This window comes from Daejeonella sp., assembly GCF_037719425.1.
GTDB lineage: Bacteria > Bacteroidota > Bacteroidia > Sphingobacteriales > Sphingobacteriaceae > Daejeonella.
In genome coordinates, this window is sequence record NZ_JBBJNI010000009.1 from 22,859 (window position 1) to 48,417 (window position 25,559).

The 25,559-nt window shown below is 39.9% G+C and carries 17 protein-coding genes; 11 read left to right on the forward strand and 6 right to left on the reverse strand.

Annotated features, from left to right (window positions below; translation table 11 throughout):
* Positions 1-220: 220 nt before the first annotated feature.
* A complete protein-coding gene (locus tag WKF69_RS02360) occupies positions 221-1,447 on the reverse strand; it encodes a hypothetical protein (protein WP_340379240.1) in 1,227 nt (408 codons plus the stop codon).
* A 180-nt stretch (positions 1,448-1,627) separates the two neighbouring features.
* On the opposite strand from WKF69_RS02360, the gene WKF69_RS02365 reads away from it, so the two are divergent.
* From WKF69_RS02365 to WKF69_RS02380, 4 genes are all read left to right on the forward strand, one after another.
* On the forward strand, positions 1,628-3,679 hold the full coding sequence (locus WKF69_RS02365; protein WP_340379241.1) for an alpha-galactosidase: 2,052 nt from the start codon (positions 1,628-1,630) through the stop codon (positions 3,677-3,679).
* A 250-nt stretch (positions 3,680-3,929) separates the two neighbouring features.
* Positions 3,930-4,694, forward strand: coding sequence for a DUF1961 family protein (locus tag WKF69_RS02370; protein WP_340379242.1), 765 nt, complete (start codon positions 3,930-3,932; stop codon positions 4,692-4,694).
* A gap of 2 nt (positions 4,695-4,696) precedes the next feature.
* Complete coding sequence (locus WKF69_RS02375) at positions 4,697-6,277, forward strand: right-handed parallel beta-helix repeat-containing protein (RefSeq protein WP_340379243.1); 1,581 nt, start codon at positions 4,697-4,699, stop codon at positions 6,275-6,277.
* Between the two features lie 66 nt (positions 6,278-6,343).
* Complete coding sequence (locus WKF69_RS02380) at positions 6,344-8,848, forward strand: alkaline phosphatase D family protein (RefSeq protein WP_340379244.1); 2,505 nt, start codon at positions 6,344-6,346, stop codon at positions 8,846-8,848.
* A 289-nt stretch (positions 8,849-9,137) separates the two neighbouring features.
* On the opposite strand, the gene WKF69_RS02385 is transcribed toward WKF69_RS02380, so the two are convergent.
* On the reverse strand, positions 9,138-9,812 hold the full coding sequence (locus WKF69_RS02385) for a family 16 glycoside hydrolase (protein WP_340379245.1): 675 nt from the start codon (positions 9,810-9,812) through the stop codon (positions 9,138-9,140).
* A gap of 100 nt (positions 9,813-9,912) precedes the next feature.
* Here WKF69_RS02385 and WKF69_RS02390 point away from each other — a divergent pair, with 100 nt between their 5' ends.
* The 5 genes from WKF69_RS02390 (at position 9,913) to WKF69_RS02410 (ending at position 16,688) form a co-directional block, all read left to right on the forward strand.
* The gene (locus tag WKF69_RS02390; protein ID WP_340379246.1) at positions 9,913-11,208 is read left to right on the forward strand and encodes a hypothetical protein; all 1,296 of its coding nucleotides are present in this window, start codon (positions 9,913-9,915) and stop codon (positions 11,206-11,208) included.
* 215 nt (positions 11,209-11,423) lie between these two features.
* On the forward strand, positions 11,424-12,500 hold the full coding sequence (locus WKF69_RS02395; protein ID WP_340379247.1) for a hypothetical protein: 1,077 nt from the start codon (positions 11,424-11,426) through the stop codon (positions 12,498-12,500).
* A gap of 283 nt (positions 12,501-12,783) precedes the next feature.
* The gene (locus WKF69_RS02400; protein ID WP_340379249.1) at positions 12,784-14,775 is read left to right on the forward strand and encodes a glycoside hydrolase family 97 protein; all 1,992 of its coding nucleotides are present in this window, start codon (positions 12,784-12,786) and stop codon (positions 14,773-14,775) included.
* A 521-nt stretch (positions 14,776-15,296) separates the two neighbouring features.
* Entirely contained in the window at positions 15,297-16,175 is an 879-nt protein-coding gene (locus WKF69_RS02405; protein ID WP_340379251.1) for a helix-turn-helix domain-containing protein, read from the forward strand.
* Positions 16,176-16,298: 123 nt separating this feature from the next.
* Entirely contained in the window at positions 16,299-16,688 is a 390-nt protein-coding gene (locus WKF69_RS02410; protein WP_340379253.1) for a hypothetical protein, read from the forward strand.
* Here the strand turns inward: WKF69_RS02410 and WKF69_RS02415 are convergent, their stop codons facing one another.
* The gene (locus WKF69_RS02415; protein WP_340379255.1) at positions 16,689-18,113 is read right to left on the reverse strand and encodes an MATE family efflux transporter; all 1,425 of its coding nucleotides are present in this window, start codon (positions 18,111-18,113) and stop codon (positions 16,689-16,691) included.
* 733 nt (positions 18,114-18,846) lie between these two features.
* On the opposite strand from WKF69_RS02415, the gene WKF69_RS02420 reads away from it, so the two are divergent.
* Together WKF69_RS02420 and WKF69_RS02425 are read left to right on the forward strand one after the other, a co-directional pair.
* The gene (locus WKF69_RS02420) at positions 18,847-19,209 is read left to right on the forward strand and encodes a BlaI/MecI/CopY family transcriptional regulator (protein ID WP_340379257.1); all 363 of its coding nucleotides are present in this window, start codon (positions 18,847-18,849) and stop codon (positions 19,207-19,209) included.
* Between the two features lie 4 nt (positions 19,210-19,213).
* Positions 19,214-20,638, forward strand: coding sequence for a M56 family metallopeptidase (locus tag WKF69_RS02425; RefSeq protein ID WP_340379259.1), 1,425 nt, complete (start codon positions 19,214-19,216; stop codon positions 20,636-20,638).
* Positions 20,639-20,813: 175 nt separating this feature from the next.
* Here the strand turns inward: WKF69_RS02425 and WKF69_RS02430 are convergent, their stop codons facing one another.
* The 3 genes from WKF69_RS02430 to WKF69_RS02440 all read right to left on the reverse strand — a co-directional run bounded on the left by WKF69_RS02430 (position 20,814) and on the right by WKF69_RS02440 (position 25,533).
* Complete coding sequence (locus tag WKF69_RS02430) at positions 20,814-23,471, reverse strand: carboxypeptidase regulatory-like domain-containing protein (protein ID WP_340379261.1); 2,658 nt, start codon at positions 23,469-23,471, stop codon at positions 20,814-20,816.
* On the reverse strand, positions 23,468-24,427 hold the full coding sequence (locus tag WKF69_RS02435; protein ID WP_340379263.1) for a GLPGLI family protein: 960 nt from the start codon (positions 24,425-24,427) through the stop codon (positions 23,468-23,470). Before WKF69_RS02435 ends, WKF69_RS02430 begins: the two co-directional genes overlap by 4 nt.
* A gap of 269 nt (positions 24,428-24,696) precedes the next feature.
* A complete protein-coding gene (locus tag WKF69_RS02440) occupies positions 24,697-25,533 on the reverse strand; it encodes an endonuclease/exonuclease/phosphatase family protein (RefSeq protein WP_340379265.1) in 837 nt (278 codons plus the stop codon).
* Positions 25,534-25,559 lie beyond the last annotated feature (26 nt).

The window sequence follows — 25,559 nt, forward strand, 5'->3', positions numbered from 1 at the left end:
TTGTGAACGAATATATAAAAGTTAATCAAACTGAGGAATCGATTCGGATATAATCCTTTTTGCCCAGCGAGAAAGCTACTAACCATTCTTTCTTCAATCTAACAAATCGTATTATTCAATACTTTAGCCGGTTTAACACAAGCCAGTAATTAACTCATTGTTTAACCTTTTAAATTTAAACATTATAAGAACAATTTAGACAAGTAGCCAACAGGCAAATCTATTCTTTTACTCTAAATATGTAAGCTTGTCGGCTGCCATTTTGGGTAGAGTTAAAACCAATAATATTCCCTTTGGGGCTCCATCTGCTATGTATGTCACATCTCCATTTTCCGGTATTAGAGTATTCTTTAGGCTCAATGAATCCACCTAATATTTTAACTTCTTCTGTTTTCATGTTCATTAAAAATATTTTTTGTTCTCCTGTTACTTTATTAGGATAAGCATCCGTAACCATCCATTTTTTATTTGGAGAAAACGTGCCGTGAGCATCAAAATCTAAGGCTCCTTTACCTAGTTTTTTAAAGTTTTTTTGTCCGATGGTAAATAAAATATGGGCAAACTTTTCGGCATTGTAATTTGCAGTAATCATCAATTCGTCTTCATTTAACCAATCATAATGAGAGCCATTCCAGCCATCCGGAAAAGATCGTTGCAATTGGCTTCCATCTTTATTAACTGTAAACGCAGAGGTGTTCCATTCCGGAAAGCCACGAGCCAACCAAAATATTTTTGATCCATCGGTATTGAAACGGGTATGCGCAAAATATTCTATAGATGATTTTGTAAAGGTGGGTACCATATTTTTGATCTGTGCAAAGCTTATGAGCAATTTTTTACTGCCAGTTTTAAGGTTACAAATAAAAATACCATCATTCTCCGGGAAAGCCACTTCGGCCTGTTTGTCTTGTCCCTCACCGGCATAGCCATAATCTGTTCTGGTAATTCTAAGCCTCGAAAAATTGATACTTAAAGCATCCACGCCGTTTGGAGCAACCCCGCTTACTGGAAAAGACAATACTTTTATTTCTCTTTTGGTTTTAATGTCCATGATCACCGATACTGTTTTATGATTCCGGTAATCATTGTAGATAATAGTTCTATCATCCAGCCAATGCGCCATACAGCCTTCTTGAAAGTTCCAAGCAGAGGTTTTGGTTAGCGGAATAAAATTAAAAGTTTTCATATCTACCAAACCCAGCGTTGCTGGTTGGGTTTCATCAGGTAACGCATGCTTAATTTCAGTTTCCAATACAGTAGCATAAGTTTCTGCTTTGTTGAAAGAAGTGATACCATAATAGCTGGCGTAAAAATGCTCTTTGCCGTTTTTGGTGATTTGGATAGCTTCGCTAATTTGAGGAAAATTGGAACTGAATGTTGTTTTTTTTTGACTGCTACAAGAGAATAGTAGGCAGCTGAATGCAAATAATAAATGTATTTTTTTCATTTTAATGATTAATATTATTTAAATAGGAGTATGGGTGTGTCTCAGGGGATGTTGATATTATTTTATCGAATTCAGAACCAATAATACCAAATGCACTTCCAGCATAGTAAACTTAGTATTATTTATTTTGGCTATTGGCAAAGATTACCAATCTTTAAAAATCAAAAAAGCGAACTATAAATGAAACTAAAGGCAACATTGTTTTTGATGATTTTTGGCTTTACCAATGCTTATGCAAACCAAACCTATAAAGATTGCAGAGCCTATTTAAAGAATGATACATTGGTAGTATCTAATAACAAGATACAAAGAAAATGGCTATGGAATAGTGGTAATATTATCCCAATTTTTTTAACGGATAAATGGAATTCAAACACGTTGGCCTTTACCGATAATGCAAACAGTTTTAATATAAAGGGTTATCCTTTTATAGGGAATGAAAGTTTAAACTTTACGGTTGTAACTGATGATTTACATTTTCACCCGTATTTAGCTGTTACTATTATCTCAAATTATAAAAGCTTTTCTGCCAAACACGTTTTCAGAATCCATCCAGAAATAGCGGCTATTTCAACCGATCTGTATCTAAAATATAAAACACTTGATTTTGAAACAAAAATTGATAAAATAAGAACTACAGGTCTTAAAAATTCTTTTGAAGGCAAAGAGTCGGCCCGATCATTTGCAGACCACTACAGCCTGCACTCTCGCCATTGGAAGTTGAAATTTGTAGAATTTAAAGATATAACTGATGCCAACAACAACCTTGTTTCAGAAATGGAGGTTATCCCATATCGCCCGCAAGAAAAGTATACGGGCAATTTGTTAATGGCAATTGATTTGGTTAGCAAAAGCAAATTCTATGTTCTGAAGGAAGCACCTAATACTTATAGTCAAGTCCGATATCCAGGATATGATTTTTATGCATCAAGAGATATGATTGATGTTGCTCATTCTGGTTTTCCTGATACATTGGGGCACGAGGGTTGGGTGAAAGGCTACACCATTACTTGTGGTGTGCCAAGTAGCGAAATCGATTTGCAAACTTCTTTAAAATATTATCTTAAAAACTCCATTGTTTATAAACCAGAAGTTAATGAAATGGTGATGATGAACACTTGGGGCGATAGGGGGCAAGATGGTAAAATAAGCGAAAAATTTATATTAAATGAGTTAGAAGGTGCAAAAAGACTAGGAATTACTCATTTTCAGATTGATGATGGATGGCAACAAGGTTTATCTCAAAACTCGGCAACTAAAGGAAGTACCTTATGGGATGCTTGGACAGCTAAAGATTGGGAACCTAATAATTCTCGCTTTCCAAACGGTTGGAGCAAAATTATTAAATCGGCAAATGAAAAAAATATCCAATTGGGCTTATGGTTTCATCCCACAAACGATAATGAATACAAGACTTGGGAGTCTGATGCAAATATATTATTGGATATTTACAAGAAATATGGCATCAAATATTTTAAGATTGACGGAGTAGAGATTGTTACCAAAACCGCAGAAATTAACTTTGCTAAATTTTTAGATAAAGTAAAAGCAGAAAGTAATTCTGAAGTATTCTTTAATTTGGACTGTACTGCAAACATTAGAGGAGGTTATTTTATGTTCAGGAATGCGGGCAACTTGTTTTTAGAGAATAGGTACACAGATTCCGGAAGATATTACCCCTACCAAACACTGCGTAATCTTTGGATGCTTTCTAAGTATTTCCCGGCACAGTTGCTTCAAATAGAATTTTTAAATAAATGGAGAAACGCTAATAAATATCCTTCAAACGACCCATTTGCACCAGCTAATTATAATTTTGATTACGTTTTTGGCACTACGCTAATGGCTCAACCTTTGGCTTGGTTAGAATCATCAAATTTACCTGAGGAAGCTTACAGAATTGCTCCACTAGTTAATAAATACACTAGTGTAATGGCAGACATACATAAAGGCGTTATCAAACCTATAGGAGATGAACCCAGTGGAGTGAGTTTTACTGGCTTTCAGTCTGTACAAAAAAACAAAGGATATTTTATTATTTACAGAGAAAGTACTGATGATGATACGGTGGATTTAAAAACCTTTCTTCCTAAAAATGCTAAAATATCCATAGAAGAAGTTTATAAAGCCAATCCAAATTCTAATGTACAGTACAGTAATGATGGCTCGATAAAGGTGAAGTTGCAGTCCATAAATTCATTTATTTTGGTAAAATATGCCATTAAGGATTAACGATATGACCTGCCAAACTAGACCTGGTTTGTTAATAATTTTAATAATTTTTTCAGCGTTTACTTACACTAGGTCGATAGGAAAAGAGACCCAGCGTAAAAGACCAAATATTCTTTTTGAGGAAATTTTAATCGCCCCCAACGCATTTAAGAACAGCCTTTTTGCTCAAAAAATTACTGAGGCCATAAAACTAGAGGAACGCCTTACCAGATAGGAAACCTTCTACAATTAAAAAATTTAAAATACTAGAATGTTTGATAGAGCAACATTTTTCAGAGCGTTATTGGTGCTGGGTTTTGGTAGTTATGCTAAAAAATCCAGTGCCAACATTTTGTCCAGTCAAAACATCAACGAGAAATTGATTTACCATAATCCGCTTGCAACCCCAGAAAACATAAAGGGCTTTGTGATGGAAGGGGAAGCATTGGTAAGTTTCGTAGATAATCGTTTACAATTGCAAAATAAATTAGACCCCTCTCAAGGTCAAAAAAGCAATTTTGTGTATTGGTGCCCCATGCATTTTCCAGAAAATATAGCCATTACCTGGGATTTTTACCCCATAAAACAACCAGGCTTATGCATTCTTTTCTTTGCAGCACAAGGAAAAAATGGAGAAGATGTGATGGCAAAATCTTTAAATAGAAGAACTGGCGAATATGGTCAGTATCATCATGGCGATATAAACGCCTATCACTTGTCTTATTTCAGAAGAAAAGATCCAATCGAAATACAACTGCAAGTTTGCAACCTCAGAAAAAGTTATGGCTTTCACATGGTGAGCCAAGGTGCAGATCCAATTCCAAACGTGGGTTATGCAAAACCCCCTTATCATTTAAAGCTAGTGAAATATGAAAATCAAATCACTTTTTATATAAATGGTCTGAAAATTCTGCACTATCAAGATAATGAAGAATTAGGGAAGGTATTAAAGGGTGGTAAAATAGGCTTTAGGCAAATGGCGCCTTTGGTGGCACAATACAGTAATTTAAAAGTGTTTGAATTATCAGAAAACTAACCATGAAATCAAGAACTTTATTAAATATTTTGGCTTTATCAAGCTGTTTTGCATTTGCATTTAAAAAAGATAATGCGCTTAAAACTGCCACCATTACCACCGTTACCACTTTTCAGAGCATTAGCTTAGAGTTACCCTTTACAGGAGATGCCAACCAAAACGCTACTTGTGATGTAGTTTTTAGAAAAAAAGGAACTAGAGAATGGAGAAAAGGATTGCGGCTTTTCAATGATTATTTAACAGACAAAATTGGCTTTCGTGGAAGTTTAGTTTTGTTAAACCCAGATACAGAATATGAAATAAAGCTTACTTACCATGATTCGGATGGCGGCAGTGGAGAAAAAGTAGCTTTTGCAAAAACCTGGAGTGAACATTTTGCAGAAGGAAAAGTAACCAAGGTAAACGATAGCAAATCATTTAAAGTAATTTCAGGAACAGAAAACAATTACCATGTTTATGATGGTGGGAAAAGCAAAACCTTAGTAAATGCCAATAACGAACCTTTCTGTGTTGATTTAGAAGGTGCAAGCTATGTAATTTTAAGAAATTTAAGATTCACCGGCTCAGATCAACATGCCCTTAATATTAAAAATGCTAACCACATTATTGTAGAAAATTGTGAGATTTTTGAATGGGGAAGGCCAGGTACTTTTTGTCAAAAAGATGGCAAAGGCAGAAGAGATGGCGCCATTTATGTTGAAACGTGTTCAGAAATTGTAATTCAGAATAATAGAATACATAATCCTAGAGGAAATACCTGCGATTGGCGCATAGCACACCCAAATGGGCCCAGAGGAATATACCTGAATAACATTGTTAACCATTCCGTTTTTAGATATAACAGTATATCGGGTAGCGAAAATCATTATTATGACGACGTAATAACCGGAGATACCGATGGCTCTGGTGATGATTTAGATATTTATGGTAACCTCATTAGTCATGCCTGGGATGATGGTATTGAGATTGAAGGACCCAATAAAAATGTACGAGTTTGGGGCAACGTGGTTAAAAATGTTTTTCAGGCAATAGCCTCAGATAATAATACCAAAAACATGTATTACGGCCCGGTGTACATCTGGCGGAATATTTTTACAGATTTATATTATTATCCAACGCCAAAATCATCAGGTAATGGCTTTAAATTAGAAAACTCTTTAGGTCATGGGCATATTTACATTTTCAACAATACATTATTAGGTGCTGGCAATCATTTAAAACCCAACGGTGGAATTTCAAATGGCCCGCAATTTAATATGACTTTATTGAACAATATTTTTGACATCAATAAAGACAATTTCCATGATAATAAAACCCAAGACAACGTGATATTTGATTACAATGCTTATTCCGGCTCAAATAAGTTATTTACTGGTAAAGAATTAGAAAAAAACGGATTATTCAATCAGAAATTCACTTTCAGTCAGAAAAAAGAGTGGGTATTCTCTCCTGTAAAAGGCAGTTCTACAATAGATGCAGGTGTAATTATCCCAAACTTTAGTGATGATTTTAAAGGGAAAGCACCAGATATGGGCGCTATTGAAAATGGGGTATATGAAATGAAAGTTGGTCCGCAAAACTAAAAATATGTAAACGTTATTCTTTTTTTTGTTTGTACCCCTAACCCAAAACATTAATTACTACATATAATGACGATCGATAACAGAAGGATTTTTTTAAAAAAGCTAGGCTCAGGCTTAGCATTTACCACTGTTTCTTTTAGTGGCGTAGATAGCTTATTTGCAAATGTTAAACCCATTAAACGTGTTGCCTTCAATATAAATAAAGACCGGGTTTGGTTGGGGTCGTGTTTTTGGGCTATCCCTATGGAAGATTGGAAATCTACCAAAAACGGTAGAATAGAATTTATTGGAGAGCAAAAAAGCGCTCGGGTAAATATATTGAGCCATGTAATTAGCCAGGGCGATGGAACTTTTACAGCAAAGGTAGATTTAGGGATTTCAGAAAAAAACAAGGGTGGCTCAGCAGGTTTTAGGGTCGGAATAAAAGATGTTTATGATGCAGACGTAAAGGCAGCCTGTTATTATGGGGATGGCATTGATGCGGGTATCTCTTCTTCGGGGTTTTTGTTTATCGGGGATAAAAAAAACGCACTTCCTTCAGGTTTTAGTTTTGATGATGCCAAACTCCAGATTTCAATCATCAGAAAAGGCGACCAATCCAATATAGAACTGTGTGCTTCTTCACCCAAAAGTAAAGATTTTACATGGTATCAAAAATTTGATCAAGATGTAAATGGCCTGGTTGCTTTAATCAACAATTACGACGAGAAAGGTGGAGATAAATTTTGGTTTAAGAACCTAAGTTTTGAAGGCAGTAAAATTCAAGAGAATAAAAAGGATGCTTTTGGACCCATTTTATGGACAATGTACACTCTTTCTAAAAGAGTATTGAAGATAAGTGCCCAAATGCCACCCATGGGAAACCAAGATAATAAGGAGGTAATGCTTTATTTTTTTAAAGACGGAAACTGGCAAGAAATTCAAACAGCCACTATCGAAGAAGATTCTTGTTCGGCAATTTTTAAGCTAAGCAATTTCTCCGCCAATGCCCCCGTAAAGTTTAAAGTAGTTTATCATAATGACAACCAAAAACATGCTTATGAAGGCTTGATAAGAGAGGAACCTGAAAACAAAAAATTAAAATTTGCTGGTTTAACCTGTCAAGAAGGTCAAGGTTACCCTTACTCTCCGCTCACCAAAAATCTACCTAAACACAACCCGGATATGTTGTTTTTTAGTGGTGATCAAATTTATGAACAAAACGGAGGCTACCCCATTAAGAGATTTCCTGCAAAAGAGAGTATTCTTAGCTTTTTAGGTAAATGGTATATGTTTGGTTGGGCTTTTGGTGATGTAATGCGTAACAGACCTACTATTTGCACACCCGATGATCATGATGTTTTTCAAGGGAATTTGTGGGGAGAAGGTGGTGCACCGATTGATTTAGATGATTGGAACACCAAATTTAGAGATGCACAGGGTGGTTACGTACAATCGCCAAGAATGGTAAATGCCGTACACAGAGCCAATTGTGGGCACATGCCAGATGCAGCAGATACGCAACCTACACCATCAGGTATTACTACATGGTATACTGATTTGGTTTACGGAGGTGTAAGTTTTGCCATTATCAGTGATAGAATGTTTAAATCTGGCCCTGAGGTAGTTAGAAAAGGTACCGGAAGGTTAGATCACATTACCAAACCACTTTCTGCAGGAGAATTAGAAAAGGCAGATTTAGAATTTTTGGGCGATAAACAAATCAAGTTTTTAGAAAATTGGGTAATGGATTGGAAGAATTCAGAAATGAAAGTTTTATTGTCCCAAACGTTATTCTCTAATGTAGGTACCCACCACGGAAACGAAAAAACGTTTTTGTTGGGAGATATGGATTCTGGTGGCTGGCCTAAAAAACAAAGAGATGAAGTTGTGAAAATTATCAGAAAAGGTTATACTTTTCATATCAACGGCGATCAGCATTTACCATTTATCGTCCAATACAGTACAGATGGCATAAGAGATGGAGGTTATACTTTTTGTACTCCTGCTATTTCTACAGGTTACATCAGATGGGGCGAGCCCGATGTGGAAGAAATCCCTTTTACAGACCGGCCAGCTCATGATTTGCCAAATACGGGTATCTATCAGGATATTTTTGGAAATAAGAATTATATCTACGCAGTAGGCAACCCAAAAGATAACTGGCGCAATAAAAACCGCTACATTCAAGCTCAAAACAAGTCTTCCGGCTTCGGCATAGTTACTTTTAACACCCAGGAAAGAACTATTAAAATGGAGGCCTTTAAGTTTCTTTCCGATTTTGACAAGCCAACTTCAACTGATCAATACCCTGGCTGGCCTCACACAATAACCCAAGTAGATAATGATGGGAGAAAAAATCTTTATTCATTACCTGAGCTAGTAATTAATAAAAACAATCAGGTCGTGAAAATTTTATCAGAAAAGGATGAGGTCATCAATGTTTTGAGATTAACAGGCAATACCTATATCCCAAAAGTTGCCGCCGAGGGAAAATATCTAATAGAGGTAGGTGAAGGCGATAAAATAAAAGTTTATAAGAACCAAAAGGCAAGAACTAATCAAAACAAAATATTGAGAGTTACCGTATGATAAGGGCTAAAATCAGCTATGTTTTTCAGTTTTTAATATTTTTTTATTGCTTTTATGGCCACCAATTATAAAGTAAATAAGCCTAAAGCAAACAAAACATGTAACGCTTTAAAATAGGGGACCTCAACTTTGTTTGTTTTAGTGGCTCATAACTATCTTATTAGGCATTAATTAAACCCCATTCCAGCCAGACAAATAAAAATTGCTGTTAAATTACCTGCAAAAATTGCTACCTATTAGCGATTTACCTGAAGAGAACCGAGAAAAGTAAAATTGACAATGATCAAGCCTAATTTTTAACCAGCTTTAAATTTCTGAAATATCCGTCGGAGCCGTTGCCAACCCAAAATCCTATTTTACCGATTTTTCTTGCAGTTAATTGCTCAACGACTAGCGAAGGTATAGGCGAGTAATTAATGAATACTTTAATTAATGGATATTTTACCTCGACGGCAACATGAAACCACTCGGTCGGCTCTGGGACAGGCTGTACTTTGTTTTCGTATTTTCCGGGAAATTTTTCGCGCAGTTCAGGCCAGTCATATCCCGGTATAGAAATGTATTGTACCGATCTTCCCTCTTTGCCCGGGACTTTAAAATTAAAGGGCCTGAAATACACTGCATCATAGGTCGAATCGTTTTGTATATGGAAAGCAATACCCACAAAGCTTTTCTGAAACTCATCTTTCCCTTTTACATCAAACTCTACTTTGCCGTTTCCAAATAAAAAATCGTTTAAATAAAGTATTCCGGCACCCTTTTTTCCGTTTAGGTAAACTTCTTTATTGTTTAAGCTGATTTCTCTGTTAATTACCGTCCAGAATTTGCTTTTAACAGTTTTTGACAAGTCCGGGGAGATTCGCTTTTGCGCATAGGAGTCAAAGGTCCATAATACAACTAGAAGAAATAGCCATATACTTTTTTTTGATAAATAATTCCATCTTTGATAAGTTCGAGGTTTCATCTTGATTACATTTTTATGTACAGCAAAATTGAATATCGAATACTGAAAAACCTGTTCAACCTCGGGTCAACCTTGTTCAAATATGTTCAATATCTATTAAATGAGCACCGAAGAAAGAAACCTTCTAGACCGATACAAGTCATTACTTGAGCAAAAACTGGGTTGGGGAAGCAGTTCAGGCTGGAATAACCAGGAGTTTGAAGATTTAAGTGATAAAATTTTTGACGCGACCAAGACTAAATTGAGTGTAAGTACTCTTAAAAGAATTTCGGGTAAAATTAAATACGAAGGCTCTTTCAATAAATCAACTTTAAATGCACTTGCACAATATATCGGTTTTGAAAATTGGAATTCTTTTGCATATAGCGGTTTTCAGAGAGATTCGGTAACAATTGCAGAAAGTTCTCCAGTTATACAAGCAGCAGGGGTAAATAGAGCTAAGAGTGCTTTAAAACTTAAAATTGTGTTCACCTCAGTGATAATAGGTTTGGTCATTTTGTTTTTAATATACAAAAACTATAGTTATAATCTCAGTACAGAAACTCCTGCTTCAGTAAAATTTGTAAGTAGAAAAATAACCGACAATCTTCCTAACTCAGTTGTATTCAATTATGACGTTTCTAAAATTGATGCCGATAGTTTTTTTATACAACAAAATTGGGATCCGCAGCGTAGACAAAAAATTTCGCCCAAAAACCACACACTCACCTCCATTTATTATTATCCGGGACATTTTAATGCGCGCTTAATAGCGAACGAAAAAGTATTAAAGAAATCACGAGTGTTTATAAAAACTAAAGGGTGGAAAGGTATAATCGAGCAAGAACCCGTTCCCATATATTTAAGCAATGAGGAGATAAAAAAAACAGGAGCTATCGGTATCTCAAAAGAAACTTTGAAAGAAAAAACAGGGTTGAATGTATTTAATAGCGTCAATACTTGGTTTCTTAATGTACGTTCTTTTAACGGGTTGAACGCAGATAATTTTCAATTTGAAGGCACTCTTAGAAATACATCCGCTGTGAATGTCTCTTTGTGCCGCCGAATTTACATTTTTATATTATTTAATGGCGGAGCTTTTACCATCCCGTTAGCCGACAGAGGATGCATATCTTCCTTATATCTTACCACTGGCCAGAGAACAATTGACGGAAAAGAAAATGATCTATCAAAATTCGGGTGTGACTTTAAAGAGGATCAAAAGGTAGAGTGCCGGGTTCAAAATAAAGTGATGACAATTGTACTTAATGGAAAGCGCATATTTCAAGAAAGTGTTGCTGAAAATTTAGCAGAATTGGTAGGAATCAAAATCTCCTTTGAAGGAACAGGCGAAATTAAAAATGTTCGACTTGGTGCTCCGGGAAAGTTCCCGGTTTTAAATGATCAATTTAATTAATGTGTGCATCGCTGAACTCACGGTAGTTGAGAAAGTAGTTTTAAACTTTGAAGAAATTAACGATAATATCCTCTAGTCATAAATAGGTGAGTGGAATGGCCCCTGCCGATGCAATTGATTTTTCCCTAAATTGGACGCTATACTATCTGGGCTGGTCTCAGGCTTCGTTGCTGAAACTGTACCGAAATACTATTCGTAAAATTAAATTATAATTTATGAGGCCTGATGATAAAAATGCCGATTTAAGCCCTGGAAAACGCCCATTCAGAATATTGATAATTTCCGGTTCTGGCAGACGACAATACAATTGCCCGGGTGTAGACGGTAAATCCAGAACCCTCATGCTGAAGATGGCGGAGATGTTGCCGCAGGAGTGGGAAATAGACTACGAGGACCTCGGAAACGTTTATGGCCGCGAAAAAATTCAAAGCTGCAATGCCTGCGTATCTACTGCAATGTCGCTTTGTGTATGGCCGTGCAATTGTTATGAAAAAGGCAGCTGGGTAGAGAAAGATCTGATGTGGGAAATGGATATGTACTCACGCGTAGACATGGCCGATGCCTGGGCGATAATTGGCCCCATTAACTGGTACGCTCCCAGCAGCAATTTGAAACTGATGTTTGACAGATTGGTATGCATGAATGGTGGTAATCCGGATGAAAAGCTCATTGATCATAAAGATCCTGAAAAGGCAATGGCGCTGGAACACACCGAGCTTTGGAAAAAACTCAGCATCAATCACTTAGAAGGGAGGACTGCTGGTTTTTTTTGCTACGGTGATGAAGGCGGCGATGAGATGGACGAAAATAATGTGCCCATCATACTGAAACATAAGGACTATTTCGATTGCAATGCTGAACCGTTTGAAAACGAAAGAGATGCTTATGCACCACTGGTATGGCAATGCAGATACGGTGGGATAGAGGTGCCGGATCAGCTTTGGATGCACGCGACCTCGGGAAAGGGACAGAAATACAGCGATAATCAAGCAGAAGATGTGGTTGAGAATGATCAGTTTATGGCGACTTTTGACAGCTGGGTACATAACTTCGAAACCTTTGTGCAACAAAAAGGAAAAGTTAAGCCGGGGAAATACCGAGCTTACGGTTACAAACCGCCCACCAATTTATGGAAGGAAGCAAAAACAGGAATTCGCTCGTGGATGCTCAGATTCGGCATCACACCCGAAAACTCTTCTCCACGAATCCAAAAGGAAATGAACTTAAATAAAGATACTACGTTACGTCCTTCCCAAAGTGAAGGGGAAAAATTGCGCGAAAAATCAGATTGAAATGGATATTATCAGGTGCCTTCTTACAACAATCCGTCAGAATTGACCGTGTTGTATTTGCTAAAAATGCCTTTTACACGAATCCGACCATGGACGAAGGATCATATGATACGGCCTGAATCCAAATCTATTATCAGAAAGAATACACTTAAGGAATAACGCCATTTACATAGTATTTGCCATCCTTCATTTTTTTTTGTGATCCGCAGAAATATCAGCACGTTTAAGCTTATCATTGTTTAGGTATTATAATCTGACATTAAATAAAGAAACCCATAGCATTATGAATATCCTCCAAAAATTTTCGCTTTGTTGTGTATTATTTATCGCGGGACTTGAGCCTTTACTTGCACAAAAAAATATCCTGCTAAAGTCGCCGGACGGCAATATCGTTTTTTCATTCAAGCTCACACAAGAAGCACCAGTATACCAGGTTAAATATAAAGGTAAAACCCTAATCGCTGATTCAAAACTGAGCCTTTCCTTTAAAGGCAATAATAGATTTGGAACTAACCTCAAAATGTCCAGGCCAATTTTCAATAAAGTTGATGAAACATTTGATTTGATTATAGGTAAAACAAAAACTGTAAATAATCAATACTGGCAAGTATCTATTCCATTAACTGAAAGCATCGAAGCAAAACGGAAAATTAACCTGATAGTCCGCGCTTTTAATGATGGCCTGGCGTTTCGCTATGAGTTTCCTGAACAAGAAAACTGGTCATCTTACACACTTACAGATGAGAACAGCACATTTAATATAGCCGGAAACCCGATGGTTCGCACACTTCTCTGGGATAATTATAATACGTCTCATGAAGGATTTTATCAAAAATTATCGTTAAAGGAAATCAAAGAAGATGTTTTAATGGATATGCCTGCCCTGTTTGAGTTTCCTGAAAAAACCTACATGGCGATAACCGAAGCTAATTTGCGCGATTATGCCGGAATGTATCTGATGAAACATAACGGCGTGCTTAAAAGTCAGCTTTCGCCCTTGCAGGGTCAAAAGGAAATCAAAGTAAACGCTATCCTGCCGCATCGGAGCCCGTGGCGGGTGATGATGATCAGCGACCGGGTAGGAGCGCTAATAGAATCCAATATTCTGACCAGCCTGAACGAGCCATCCAAAATCAATGACTTTTCGTGGCTCAAACCAGGTAAAACTTCTTTTCACTGGTGGAATGGTGATATCACCCCCGATACTACATTTGCTCCCGGCGCTAATTTTGAAACCAACAAATACTACATTGATTTTTGTGCCCGTAACAATATAGAATACCATTCGGTGATCGGTTATGGCGGCTTTGCGTGGTATGTAAGTGATGCTATTGGTTATGGCCATGTGGGGCCTAATACTGATGTCACAAAACCGGTACCCAACCTGAACATGCAGCGGATTTGCGACTATGCTAAACAAAAAGGTGTGGGTATTCATGTCTGGGTACACTGGAAGGCAATTTATCCGCAACTGGAGAGAAGCTTTGCACAGTTTGAAAAATGGGGTATCAAAGGAATGATGGTTGACTTTCTGGACCGGGATGATCAGGAAATGGTGAACATACAGGAGGAGATCTTAAAAAAGGCAGCCGAACATAAACTCTTTATTCAGTTTCACGGCGCTTACAAACCTACCGGATTGAACCGTACTTATCCGAACGAATTTACCCGCGAGGGAGCGCTTAATTATGAATTTAACAAGTGGAGTAAAGGAGCGGTAAGCCCAGACCACGACATTGATATGCCGTTCACCCGTTTGCTGGCGGGAGCCACAGATTATCATTTGGGAGGGTTCAGAGCGGTTCCCGCGACTCAGTTTAAGACACAATACACCCGGCCGTTAATGGCTGGAACCCGCTGTCATATGTTAGCCATGTATGTGGTCCTGGAGAGTTATCTGGCGATGGTAGCGGATTATCCGGCGGCTTATGAGGGGCAGCCCGGGTTCGAGTTCCTGCAAAAAGTACCGACAGTTTGGGACCAAACTGTGGTGCCGGATGCAGAAGTGGGCGAACACGTTACCATAGCCCGCCGGAAAGGAACAGATTGGTATGTAGGCAGTATAAACAACAGTAAAGCCAGATTAATAAAAGTTGCATTAGACTTTTTGCCTCCCGGAAATTACACTGCCGAAATCTATACTGATGCTCCTGATGTTAAAGAAAATCCTAACCGTCTAACTAAACAGGTAAAAACAGTGACAAAGACAGATGTGATTACACTTGAATTGGCAGCGGGCGGCGGACAGGTTATGCATTTAATACCTAAACGTTGATTATTTGTAAGCTCTCATGTCTGACAGAGGTGCCGATATAAGAGCAAACAAAAATGATTATTTTAAGGTGATTAAGGCGATTACCAATTTATTACATGTCACAAAGAATTTTCATGCAGTAGCAAGCGGTGAATGATTTCGATTCTGATCATCATTTTAAGCATGATAAGAATTTTTTTGGATTGATTTATCTAGATTTTTACCCTGGCTTGATTTCGCTATAATGGGATGAATTTGGGTTTTGTGCGCGTTTCATGCGCGTTTAGTCCGGGTTTAGTACGCATTTGCTAATGAGACATCCTCCTTGTTTATGCCTTTTTAATAGCAGAGGGGGTCTGAGTTAATTGAACCCGAGTAGGACCTGATGGGAAACATCATCTTCGGGAATTCCCGATGTAACGAAAGCGTTTTCATAAAATTCCTTTTTATTGAATAACTTGGACAAAGCTAAACGGGCTAGTGCGGCGGCGTTAACCAGAAATGTAAATTATTGTGAAACGAAATTGAAAATCTTTTTGGCTATGAATTTACGTTACTGGTTTTATGGAGCTATTGTCCTGACAGTGTGTTCAGGAGTATTTTTATATATGGGAAGATCAAACGATTTCGAGCGTTCCAGAGAACTCATCGCTTTCCGTCAAGTTGGTCATCAGATCCTGTTGTCTGTAAATGATTCGACCTCGCGAGTGCTTCCCGTAAACAGATCATCAGCAAATCAATACAAATTAGAGTTTGAGAAGGCGTTTGCCATCGTTCCCGATTCTCTAGTTAAAACTGTAAACGAAGTAATGCAAAAAAACAGCATCGCAAGTGATTACGTGGTTAATGTTTTTGATGCGGGAAGTAACAGGCTTGTGTATGGGTTTGCAATTTCCAAGACGAGTGACAACATTGTGCCTTGCCTGGGCCGGGTGCTGCCCGAAAGAAAGTATACGATAAATATTATACCTGAGGCCAGGTCTACTTCGATAATGCCTCAGGATAAGTTTCCGTTTTTTGCATTTTTCTTGGTAGCCAGTATAAGCGGAGCTACTTATTTCGGCCGTCGCAGGAAGGCAAACCCTGGTCGTGTTCACCACGCTCCAAATCTTCGCTCAGGCAAGATATCCTTAGGAGATTATTCTTTCTATCCGGACAGTTCTTTATTAATGCATAAAAATAACCCTGTAGTTCTTACCCCGAAAGAAAACAAGCTGCTCTGTATTTTCAGTGCAGATCTTAACAAAGTAATTGATAGGAACCGTCTGCTCAAAGAAGGCTGGGAAGATGAGGGTGTCATCACACAAAGGAGCCTGGACATGTATGTTTCGAGGCTTAGGAAAAAACTGGCTGACGATCCGGGTATCAAGATTACTAATATTCACGGGAAAGGATATTGTTTGAGTACATCATTAAGCTAGTTACCGGTATCCTCACAACATAGGCCAAATAATTAGCCAAATCAGACCGTGATACCGTCAAAGTTCGCCTGAGACCAATTTGAAGAAAAATCGTTATCTTGGTGAAAATCGTTTATCATCCTTATGAAACACTGCGTTAAATTACTTACAGTCATCGCCGCAACAACGATTCCATCCATTTTGATGGCGCAAAAAACTAGTCCTGGATTTGTCCCATTTTCACAAGGCACAAAAATCTTTAAAGAAAACGTTGTTCAGGATCTTAAACTTTTACCGCAGCCGTCTGTGGTGCCCAGCCCGAAATCTGCTTTTCCGCAACATTTGCCTTCCACCGTACCCGGTGAAAACAGAAGATCATTTATTGATCATTCTCAAACAGACCCTGCCTACTACTACAATATGCCCATAGTAAAGCCGGGAAAGACTTCCAAAATACTTGTCGCAGAGTTTGATCCAAATTCTCCATATAGCTACCAGATGCCGATAAAAAAGAATGGGGTTATTGAAAAATAACTAAACTTTCACCGTCTTCCATTTCCCCCTGCTAAACAACCACAGAGTAAATAAGCCGACCGACGTTTCCGAGAAGAATACGCCCCAGAACACTCCTGTATGCTGCCATCCGAGCGAGATAGCAAGGTACCAGGATAGTGGGATCTGGATCAGCCAGAAAAATACGAGGTTGATATAAGTCGGAGTTTTAGTATCGCCAGCTCCGTTGAAAGCGGCTGTGGAAACCATCCACCAGCCATATACAAAATAGGAGAAGGAAAGGATTCGCAGCCACTCAGCCCCAATTTCAATTACTTTACTGTCGTTTGTGAATATCCGCATCAGCGAATCATTAAAAGTGAAATATACAACCGACACAATTAGCAGGTAGACCATGTTATAAGCTCCGGTTCTCCATACAGCGGATTCAGCACGGTCGGGGTTTTCTGCACCGAGGTTTTGACCCACAAGAGTTGCAGCCGCGTTAGAAAGACCCCACGCAGGCATCATGGTAAACATCATTAGGCGAATAGCTATAGTTGCACCTGCTACCGCTTCACTGCCCACCTCAGCCAGGATCCGCATCAGGAATATCCATGAAGTCATGGCGACAATCATTTGTCCGATTCCGCCAAGAGAAGTTCGCAGAATGCCCAGCATACTTTTTGCATCCCAATATAACTCAGAAAGCTTGATCTGAATGCGTTTATGTCCCTTGAAAAGAAACCAGAGTTGTATTAACACACCAATGCCCCGACCGATGTTCGTTGCAATAGCTGCTCCCTCAATACCCAGTGCTGGTATGGGACCAAATCCGGAAATCATTACAGGGCATAAAATAATATTGATCCCGTTTGAGATCCAAAGAACACGCATTGCAATAGCTGCATCACCGGCACCACGAAATATGGCGTTGATAACGAACAGCAGCATAATGACCATATTTCCCCCAAGCATCCATTGAGTATACCGGTAGCCGTTCTCTATTGCCCATTGATCTGCACCCATTAGTGCGAGCATATCCTTAGCAAAAAATATTCCGGCCAGGGAAAAAGGGATCGAAGCGAGTAGAGCCAGTATAATGGACTGAACGGCTGTAGTTCCCGCACTCTCCTTGTTCTTCTCTCCAATCCGGCGCGCAATAATTGCTGTAACCGCCATGGCAAGTCCCATAGCAATTGAATACAAAAGGAAAATGTAAGTTTCGGTAAGTCCAACGGTAGCTACGGCGGAAGCACCAAGCTTACTAACAAAATAAATGTCGACCACGGCGAAAGTTGACTCCATTACCAACTCCAGGATCATAGGCACGGCCAGCAGAAAAATGGCCCTTTTCAGCGGGATCGCAGTATAATCTGCTTCGGTTCCTGCAATAGCATTTTTAATGTGCTGCCATACAGAAACTTTCAGGTCGATTGATGGGGGGCTATTTTGAATAGTGGTCATAGGATCAATGTCTTGTGATCATAAAAGTAGTAAAGATTCAATGAGCCCCACAGTCGAAATATGACAAAATAGAGGGGCGTTCGCGACAAAAGTTTTTCTCTTCCGCCTCGTGCCGGCGGACTGGCACCTACTTTTTTCTGCAGGAAAAAAAGTAGGCAAAAATCCCGCCGCTGCGCCTGGTGCTATTAACGTTTCTGCCAAGGCTGGGCCTGCAATGCCCGCACCAGCCAATGCGGATTGACGGTGAACGGGATTCAGTGCTCGGGCCAAAGAAACGTACACATAGCCTAGCTGATGGAGATATGCTGGGTACGCTGGGTAACTGACTTGAAAACAATATTCTGTCACTGCCAGTTGCAGAACTCGCCCTCCTGAGATTTCGTCGTAAAGGCGCGTTTTAGCCCAAATGTGGTATCAACAAGATTACCAACCGTCAAGCAATGCAGAAGTGTTGTACTCACACTCATCGCTTGTAATGACATTCACACGGCTTGGATTGCGCCTTGGGGCTAAAGCGTGAATTTACAAGAAATATCAGGCAGGCGCGGCTCTTTGCCTACTTTCCAGCTGAAGGGAAAGTAGGTGCCAATCCGCCGGCAAGAGGCGGGATAACATTTTAATATTGACCCAAAAACCCACCTTTACTTTTAACAATAAATAACACCTCCCTCCTTAAAAATTTTCGTACTTTTACGAAACCCTCGTAGATACTTGCCGATAGAATTTTGTTTCAATGAAAAAATTAACCTTACAGGAAGAAGAAGTAATGCTAGCAATCTGGCAGGCAGGAAAAGGATTCATTAAAGATATTGTGGACCAGATGCCAGATCCTAAACCGCCATATACCACGGTAGCTTCAACGGTTAGAAAACTGGAACAAAAGGGTTTCGTCGTAAGTGAGAAGTTTGCGAATGCGCTCCGTTATAGCCCGAAAGTTAAGGAGGCCGAATACAAAAAACGTTTCCTCAACGGCTTCGTAGACGACTATTTTAAAAGTTCTTACAAGGAGCTTGTCACCTTCTTCGCGCGGGACAAAAAGATCAGCCCTGAAGAATTGAAAGAGATCATAAATCTTATCGAAGAATCTGAAAAGTAGTGTTATGCCAACTCTCTTTATCCTTCTGTTCAAGATAAACTTAGTGCTCGTTGTTTTTGCAGCCGCTTACTATCTCGTGTTAAGGAAACTTACCTTCTACGGACTCAATCGCGTTTTTCTTTTGTTTGGGATCTTATTTTCTTCCGCGTATCCATTCATTAATTTGAGCAACCTGACCGGGCGATATGATAAAATTGCCTCGATCGTGCCGCAGATCAGTCAAGGCATTTCTGAATATATTAAACAGGACAACTTCTCAACGTACTGGCAGACGGTTAATATCATTTTCTGGGCAGGAGTGCTGGTAATGGCATCCCGATTGGCCGTACAATTTTTTTCGCTTTATCGCATTCATAAAAACTCTAAGCCGGGGCAGTCGTCTGATTATAAGATCCGGATCCTTGCAGACAATCTAGGGCCTTTCTCTTTCTGGCAGACTATCTACATTAACCCGAAATTACACAACCAAAACGACCTCGCTAATATCCTGAAACATGAGAAGGTGCATGTCGAAGAATGGCACACACTGGATATTATACTGGCAGAATTATCCCTTGTGTTTTACTGGTTTAATCCTGGAGTGTGGCTAATGAAGCGAGCCGTTCGTGAAAACATTGAGTTTATTACTGATGCTAAGATCCTTAAGAAGGGAATTGACAAAAAAACTTACCAATACAGCTTGCTGCATGCCGGAAACCTTGTTCCGGCTATGGCCATCGTAAATAATTTCAGTCTGTCTGATCTTAAAAAGCGCATTAAAATGATGAATGTCAGAAGATCATCTCCTATAGCTTTGTCAAGATATCTTTTTCTATTGCCCGTGCTTTTACTAACAACTCTTGCATTTACAATCACCAAAAAGGATGAAATCGCGAAGATCATTTTTTCACAGCCTCTTGCGCTAACCAGGGAAGTCAGCACCGCACAGCCTCAGGCAGCAATGAGGATTAACAGGAAAAAAGCTAAAATTAAAAAAGAAGGCTCTCTGGCTGCACCACAAAAAGACAGCTTAAAGCGGGTTCTCATTATAGAGGCTTTTGATACCGACAGCGGCTTCATGCCGGGCGGACTGGATGAATTACCTCAGCCTCTGCCTGGTGAACGCATAAAGATGATCACAATAAAACGGAACCCGGCTAGAGGTGGGGATGGCGGAACATTTTCGTCTGAGGATACGCTAGGCAGAAATCTAAAAAACGTTTTCATTGTTCATCGCGAGGGTGACCAAAAACCACCTCCTGGACTATTGAATATCAGACACGCTATAATACAGGGTCAAAATTCTGACATTGCCAGTAATCCTGCGGCAAAATTCTTTCTCAACGGCAAGGAAATCAGCCAGGAAGAGTTCAAAAAAATTGATCTGATAGGTAGGGATGGAGCTCCAGCGAAGAAATTAATGATCGGGATTGATAAAGGAAAAAATTAGTATCAAGTAGCCGGTATCAAGACCTTCACAAAACGGCAGAGCTCGTAGTTTGATTCTTCAAGACTGACGAAGTCATTTGCTGATCGGATAGAGACTTCGTAAGTCGATCGTCCTTTCCGCTTTGCGTCTTGATTCCCTGCCTGCCGGCAGGCAGGTTGGTTCTTGATACTTGGTTCTAAAAGTTAAACCTCGCCTTCAGCATCGCAATCCTTCCCGGGATCCGGTATGATCCGGAGGTAAATGAGTTTGCCGAGAGGTTTAGCGCATCAAAGGTTTTTATATTAGCCAGGTTGGTTATCCCAAACTCGAGATCAGTTTTCATCTTAACTAATTTGTATTTCAGATTCATGTCTGCAAAAAGATACTGCAGGTCCGGCTGGGTCGATTGCTGTGTGTACAAGTGCTCACCGGAAAGGTTAACATATACATTTTTAAAGGTGGTGAACGACAGCGTAGATTGCTGACGCAATTGCTGGTAGTTGTTTTTTATATCATTTCCTATCGTTGCTTTATTATTCGATACAGAATAACTCAGATTATAAGATCCCGTCATGAACTTGGCAAGTTTTGACTCTATACCACCTCTATAACTTGTCATTTCACTGATCAACGGAATAAGCTGATTATTTTGAAGCTGGTCAAATGTACTGTGATTAAAACTCACTCCAGCGTTAACTGTACTGCTCAGGTCAAAGAGATATTTGCTTGCGCTGGCGCTTAGGCTATAGGTCCGGATGTGATTCGATAATGGGAGTGCAACGCTCTGCTGAATATTGTCGGTAAGCGATACCGAAGAAATTGTGTTTAGTGCGGCATCGCTATAGTTACCAGTCAGATTGAAAAACAGCATCTGCATTGCTTTTCTAAAGTTGAAGCTTCCACCAATACTGTGAGTTTGGACTTCCGACAGCGGAGAATTGTTGGCGTAGAATGACCGGTAGTTTCTCAGTATTGTTCCCCGGTAAATATCATTAATTCCTCCCAGATCGTTACGGAATCCATAATTCATTGTCAGGTAGGTTTCAATGCCGGTCTGATATTTAATATTCAGAGAAGGGGTCAGGAACAGTCGCCGTATTGATTTATCTAATTTCGTGCCTGCGTCCTGATAGCTAATGAGATTATAACTCAATGGCAAGCTTAGGCTGCCCTGGATTTTAGTCTTTTTTAACTCATATGTACCTTCCGTGTAAAAACGAGTCCTGAACCAGTTGAGATCATTAACAGCATTAGAAGATAGCAACTCTTTCGCTCCATTATTCTGGATCCGGTAAAGCTCCGAGTTGATCTCCTGCTGCTGCACGCTAAATCCGGCTTTGTAGATCTGTGAAAATTGATTTTTCACAAAAGCCATTGACGCATAATTATTGGTGAACCAGGAGGGTTGTTTCAGGTATTGATCCAGTCCAGCATAAGAAATTCCGCTGTTGTTAATATCAGCGTTTAATCCTGGGGTGATTGACAAGATCTCCGGCTGGCTGATCCGGTTAAGGAAGGAATACAGGTTCAGGACATTCTCAGACTTTAATTTCTTCCGGTAATTAAACTCGTTTGATATATCGAAAGTTTTTTGATTAAGCGATTGGTTTGCCCCTGCGCCATTCAGCAAAATGTATGATGTGGCCTGGGACGGCAGGTAGTCAGCTTTAAAATTATTGTTCAAATAGTGCAGTTCAGTGTTTTCGTTAAGATTTAACTGAGTTTGAAGTTTCTGCGGATTAAGTAAATTATCCTGAAGCTCAGTATATCTCACGGTCTGGCCGGGAAGGTATATTTCCGAAAGTTTATTATACTGCTGGACGCGCTCATCATATAAATAGGACACGTTCGCCCGCAGCTGAAGGTCGGAGTTGAATTTGTAAAGATTATTCAGATTGATCAAACCGGCAGCGTTAAGCAGTGACCGGTTTTGCGGAAGGGTGGGCACTCCGGCAGCCCCGGTAGACAACAAATTTGCCGGTTTGCTGGTCTCAAGGCGCCGCATCATGTCAGCCATATTATGGCCCATCACATCCATGCCCGGATCCATTCCAATATTGTTGCCTTTAAGATTGTTAACGAACTTGAGTTCTTTATTGAATAGCATCGCAGAAACGTTGCCATCGAATTTATCTGGTGTACCGGCACCTGCCATGGCATCACCCATAACCTTCATTTTCGCATCGTCTTTGATTACCAGGTTAAGAGCAACGTCTTCGCTCATATTATTCTTGCGCATCATCTTAATAGGCTGATCGTTCTGGATCACCTGAACCTTATCCACCGCGTCCTGCGGAATACTCTTTGTCGCAATATTATATTTATCGTCGAGCAGGTTGTCTCCATCCACATATAACTTGGAGATGGCCTGTCCGTTGTAACTGATCTTACCACTTTCCGCGACTTCAATTCCCGGCATCCGCTTAATTACGTCGCCAATGGTCCGGTCCTGTTTATCTGCAAAATCAGATGTCTTGTAGTTCAAGGTATCGCCGCTTACCGATAAAGCTGCACGATTTTTTACAGTAACTGGTGCGAGGTCGATTGCATTATCCTCCAGAACCAGATCGTAGGTTTTCCCCGGATCGGTGATCTCTACTCCGGCCTTTTTATATCCCAGGCTCGATGCCTCAACCCTCAGGCCCTTGTTTTGACTTTTAAGGCTAAGTTTATACGTTCCGCTTGCGTTCGTCCTTGTAAAGCTCAGGATGTTGCCGTCCGAATCCTTAAGATTAATGCTCACCGATTCGATGGCTTTCCCCTTCGTATCGGTCACCTTTCCGTTGATACTTTGCTGAGCAAAGGCAGACCATGCAAAAAGAATGCAGCATGATAATAAGAAAAGCCTTCTCATTTCCTTTCTGGCAGCTCTATAGGATTGTTGATCACTCCAGCCGGGCGTGGAGCACCAGCTGGCCCGGATGCACCCGGCGGCGGCGTACCTTGTCTTATAGAAATATTTGCGGTGTTTATGCCTCTTGCTGCCATTTGTGCTTTCATGAAGCCCTGCGGATCTTTATCTCTCGTTTCCTTTAGTTTATCAAATGCTTTCTGTGTGGTTTTGATGCCATCTGCAGGGAGCTTAACATCCGAACCGGAATAAATATTGTTATCCATACCGCCTAGCATAATCGGTCCGCCCGATGGTCCGGTGATATTTCCTGCCGCTGCTGCCTTTTCAGCAGCCGCTCCGGGTTGCTCTGTTCCGGCGAAGAGAAATTGTACTTCCTTCTTATCGTCGTAAGCTTCAATGATAAGTCCCGGCAGACCATTCAGCTTCCATGGTCCGCTTTGAAACGGCATATCCGGCGCATACCAGCCTATCCAGTTCCTTCCTTTAAAATGAGCAGTTGCTTTTTGGCAAAGGATCCCTGAGAAGCTCATGGTGTCCTTTAATATTTTCCAATCAATCTGCGGTGCTGTCTCTTCAATAAGGTAATTATTAAAAAGATTCTCGATAGTAATAAACTTATTCTCTTTGGCGAAAAAATAATTATCTGTTCGTGTGATGGGCCTGCTGGAGCTTTTGTCAATTTTTATTTGCATTGGCCCTCCTCCGCTGTTTTTTATCTGCTCCTGGATCTGTTTTAACGCGTTGGCGCTTTGGTTGATCTTGTCATAGCTGGTATATACCGAAGCGTTCTTACCGGCAACAAGGAGCATATTCTCCATACGCGGTTTATCTCGGTTCATTGTATCCTGAATATGGTTAAAAGTATAAAGCACCCGGATAAGGGCTTTATCAGGATTCTGTGCGAAAGCTGTGAAGCTTACTAAGAGCGCGGTACAACTAAGTATAAAACGTTTCATAATAGTGAGGTTAATTACTGGGTTTCTATTTAACTGTCGTAAATCTACGAAAGTTTAGTAGTTGTGAAAATAGTTTAACAAATTTTAACACTATCGATTGCTTCACTGAGCCTGCCTGCGGCAGGCAGGTTCGCAATGACAGGATTAATGAAATAGAGTTTACAGGGTCTGTCATTGTGAGGAGGCACGACGATGCAATCAGACTGCAGGCCCACCAAAAAAAAAGAGCCGACCAATGGCCAGCTCCCTTCCTTGTTAATTAAAACTTCTTACAAAGTTACCGTGGCAGCTACTGGAAAGTGATCCGATGGAAACTTACCGAAGTAAGTGTCCGTCAGGATACCCCATTTGCTTGCTATAAAGTGTTTAGAAACAAAAATATGGTCGATAACTCCCATGCCTCGCGGAACCCTAAACCCGTTTGACGACGAGTTATTCTCATACGGATATTTCACATCCTTATAAGAATCCCTAACTATCCCCGAATTTGTTACTGTTTTATACCATTCGCTTTCACGGGTACCGTTGAAATCACCGGTTAACAATACGGGCTCGTTTCCTGCAATCTCCCTGATCTTTTGTACCATGAGTTTACCACTTTCTTTCCGGGCTATAACACCCTGATGATCAAAATGCACGTTGAAAATGTAGAACTTCTTTTTGCTTTGAATGTTTTCAAGTTGCACCCAGGATGCGATCCGGTTACAGCATGTAGCATCCCAGCCCTTACCCGGAATGCCGGGAGTTGCCGAAAGCCAGAAATCTCCGCTTTTTAACAGCTTGAACATGTCCTTTTTATAATAAATGGACGAATGTTCTCCACCCTCCTTACCGTCGTCCCGGCCTTTGCCGTAACGAACATATTCAGGAAGTGCTGCATTGATATCGTTCAGTTGGTTCTTCAGAGCTTCCTGAACGCCAAATACATCAAAATCATGATAGCGGATAAGACTCGCTACCACTGGCGCCCGGTTAACCCACAGATTACCCGAATCGCGCGGGTTATCATAACGGATGTTGAATGTCGCTACCTTAAAAGATTGTGCGTTAACACCGAGGGCAGCTGTAAAGAGAAGCGCTATAAGGATCAAAAATCCGAGTTTCATATTTTGCGTTTTAATCTTTAAGTAAG

Bases quoted from the DNA above. Each gene is read 5' to 3' on its own strand.
- WKF69_RS02360 (WP_340379240.1), bottom strand. From the start codon at position 1,447: ATGAAAAAAATACATTTATTATTTGCATTCAGCTGCCTACTATTCTCT.
- WKF69_RS02365 (WP_340379241.1), top strand. From the start codon at position 1,628: ATGAAACTAAAGGCAACATTGTTTTTGATGATTTTTGGCTTTACCAAT.
- WKF69_RS02370 (WP_340379242.1), top strand. From the start codon at position 3,930: ATGTTTGATAGAGCAACATTTTTCAGAGCGTTATTGGTGCTGGGTTTT.
- WKF69_RS02375 (WP_340379243.1), top strand. From the start codon at position 4,697: ATGAAATCAAGAACTTTATTAAATATTTTGGCTTTATCAAGCTGTTTT.
- WKF69_RS02380 (WP_340379244.1), top strand. From the start codon at position 6,344: ATGACGATCGATAACAGAAGGATTTTTTTAAAAAAGCTAGGCTCAGGC.
- WKF69_RS02385 (WP_340379245.1), bottom strand. From the start codon at position 9,812: ATGAAACCTCGAACTTATCAAAGATGGAATTATTTATCAAAAAAAAGT.
- WKF69_RS02390 (WP_340379246.1), top strand. From the start codon at position 9,913: ATGAGCACCGAAGAAAGAAACCTTCTAGACCGATACAAGTCATTACTT.
- WKF69_RS02395 (WP_340379247.1), top strand. From the start codon at position 11,424: ATGAGGCCTGATGATAAAAATGCCGATTTAAGCCCTGGAAAACGCCCA.
- WKF69_RS02400 (WP_340379249.1), top strand. From the start codon at position 12,784: ATGAATATCCTCCAAAAATTTTCGCTTTGTTGTGTATTATTTATCGCG.
- WKF69_RS02405 (WP_340379251.1), top strand. From the start codon at position 15,297: ATGAATTTACGTTACTGGTTTTATGGAGCTATTGTCCTGACAGTGTGT.
- WKF69_RS02410 (WP_340379253.1), top strand. From the start codon at position 16,299: ATGAAACACTGCGTTAAATTACTTACAGTCATCGCCGCAACAACGATT.
- WKF69_RS02415 (WP_340379255.1), bottom strand. From the start codon at position 18,113: ATGACCACTATTCAAAATAGCCCCCCATCAATCGACCTGAAAGTTTCT.
- WKF69_RS02420 (WP_340379257.1), top strand. From the start codon at position 18,847: ATGAAAAAATTAACCTTACAGGAAGAAGAAGTAATGCTAGCAATCTGG.
- WKF69_RS02425 (WP_340379259.1), top strand. From the start codon at position 19,214: ATGCCAACTCTCTTTATCCTTCTGTTCAAGATAAACTTAGTGCTCGTT.
- WKF69_RS02430 (WP_340379261.1), bottom strand. From the start codon at position 23,471: ATGAGAAGGCTTTTCTTATTATCATGCTGCATTCTTTTTGCATGGTCT.
- WKF69_RS02435 (WP_340379263.1), bottom strand. From the start codon at position 24,427: ATGAAACGTTTTATACTTAGTTGTACCGCGCTCTTAGTAAGCTTCACA.
- WKF69_RS02440 (WP_340379265.1), bottom strand. From the start codon at position 25,533: ATGAAACTCGGATTTTTGATCCTTATAGCGCTTCTCTTTACAGCTGCC.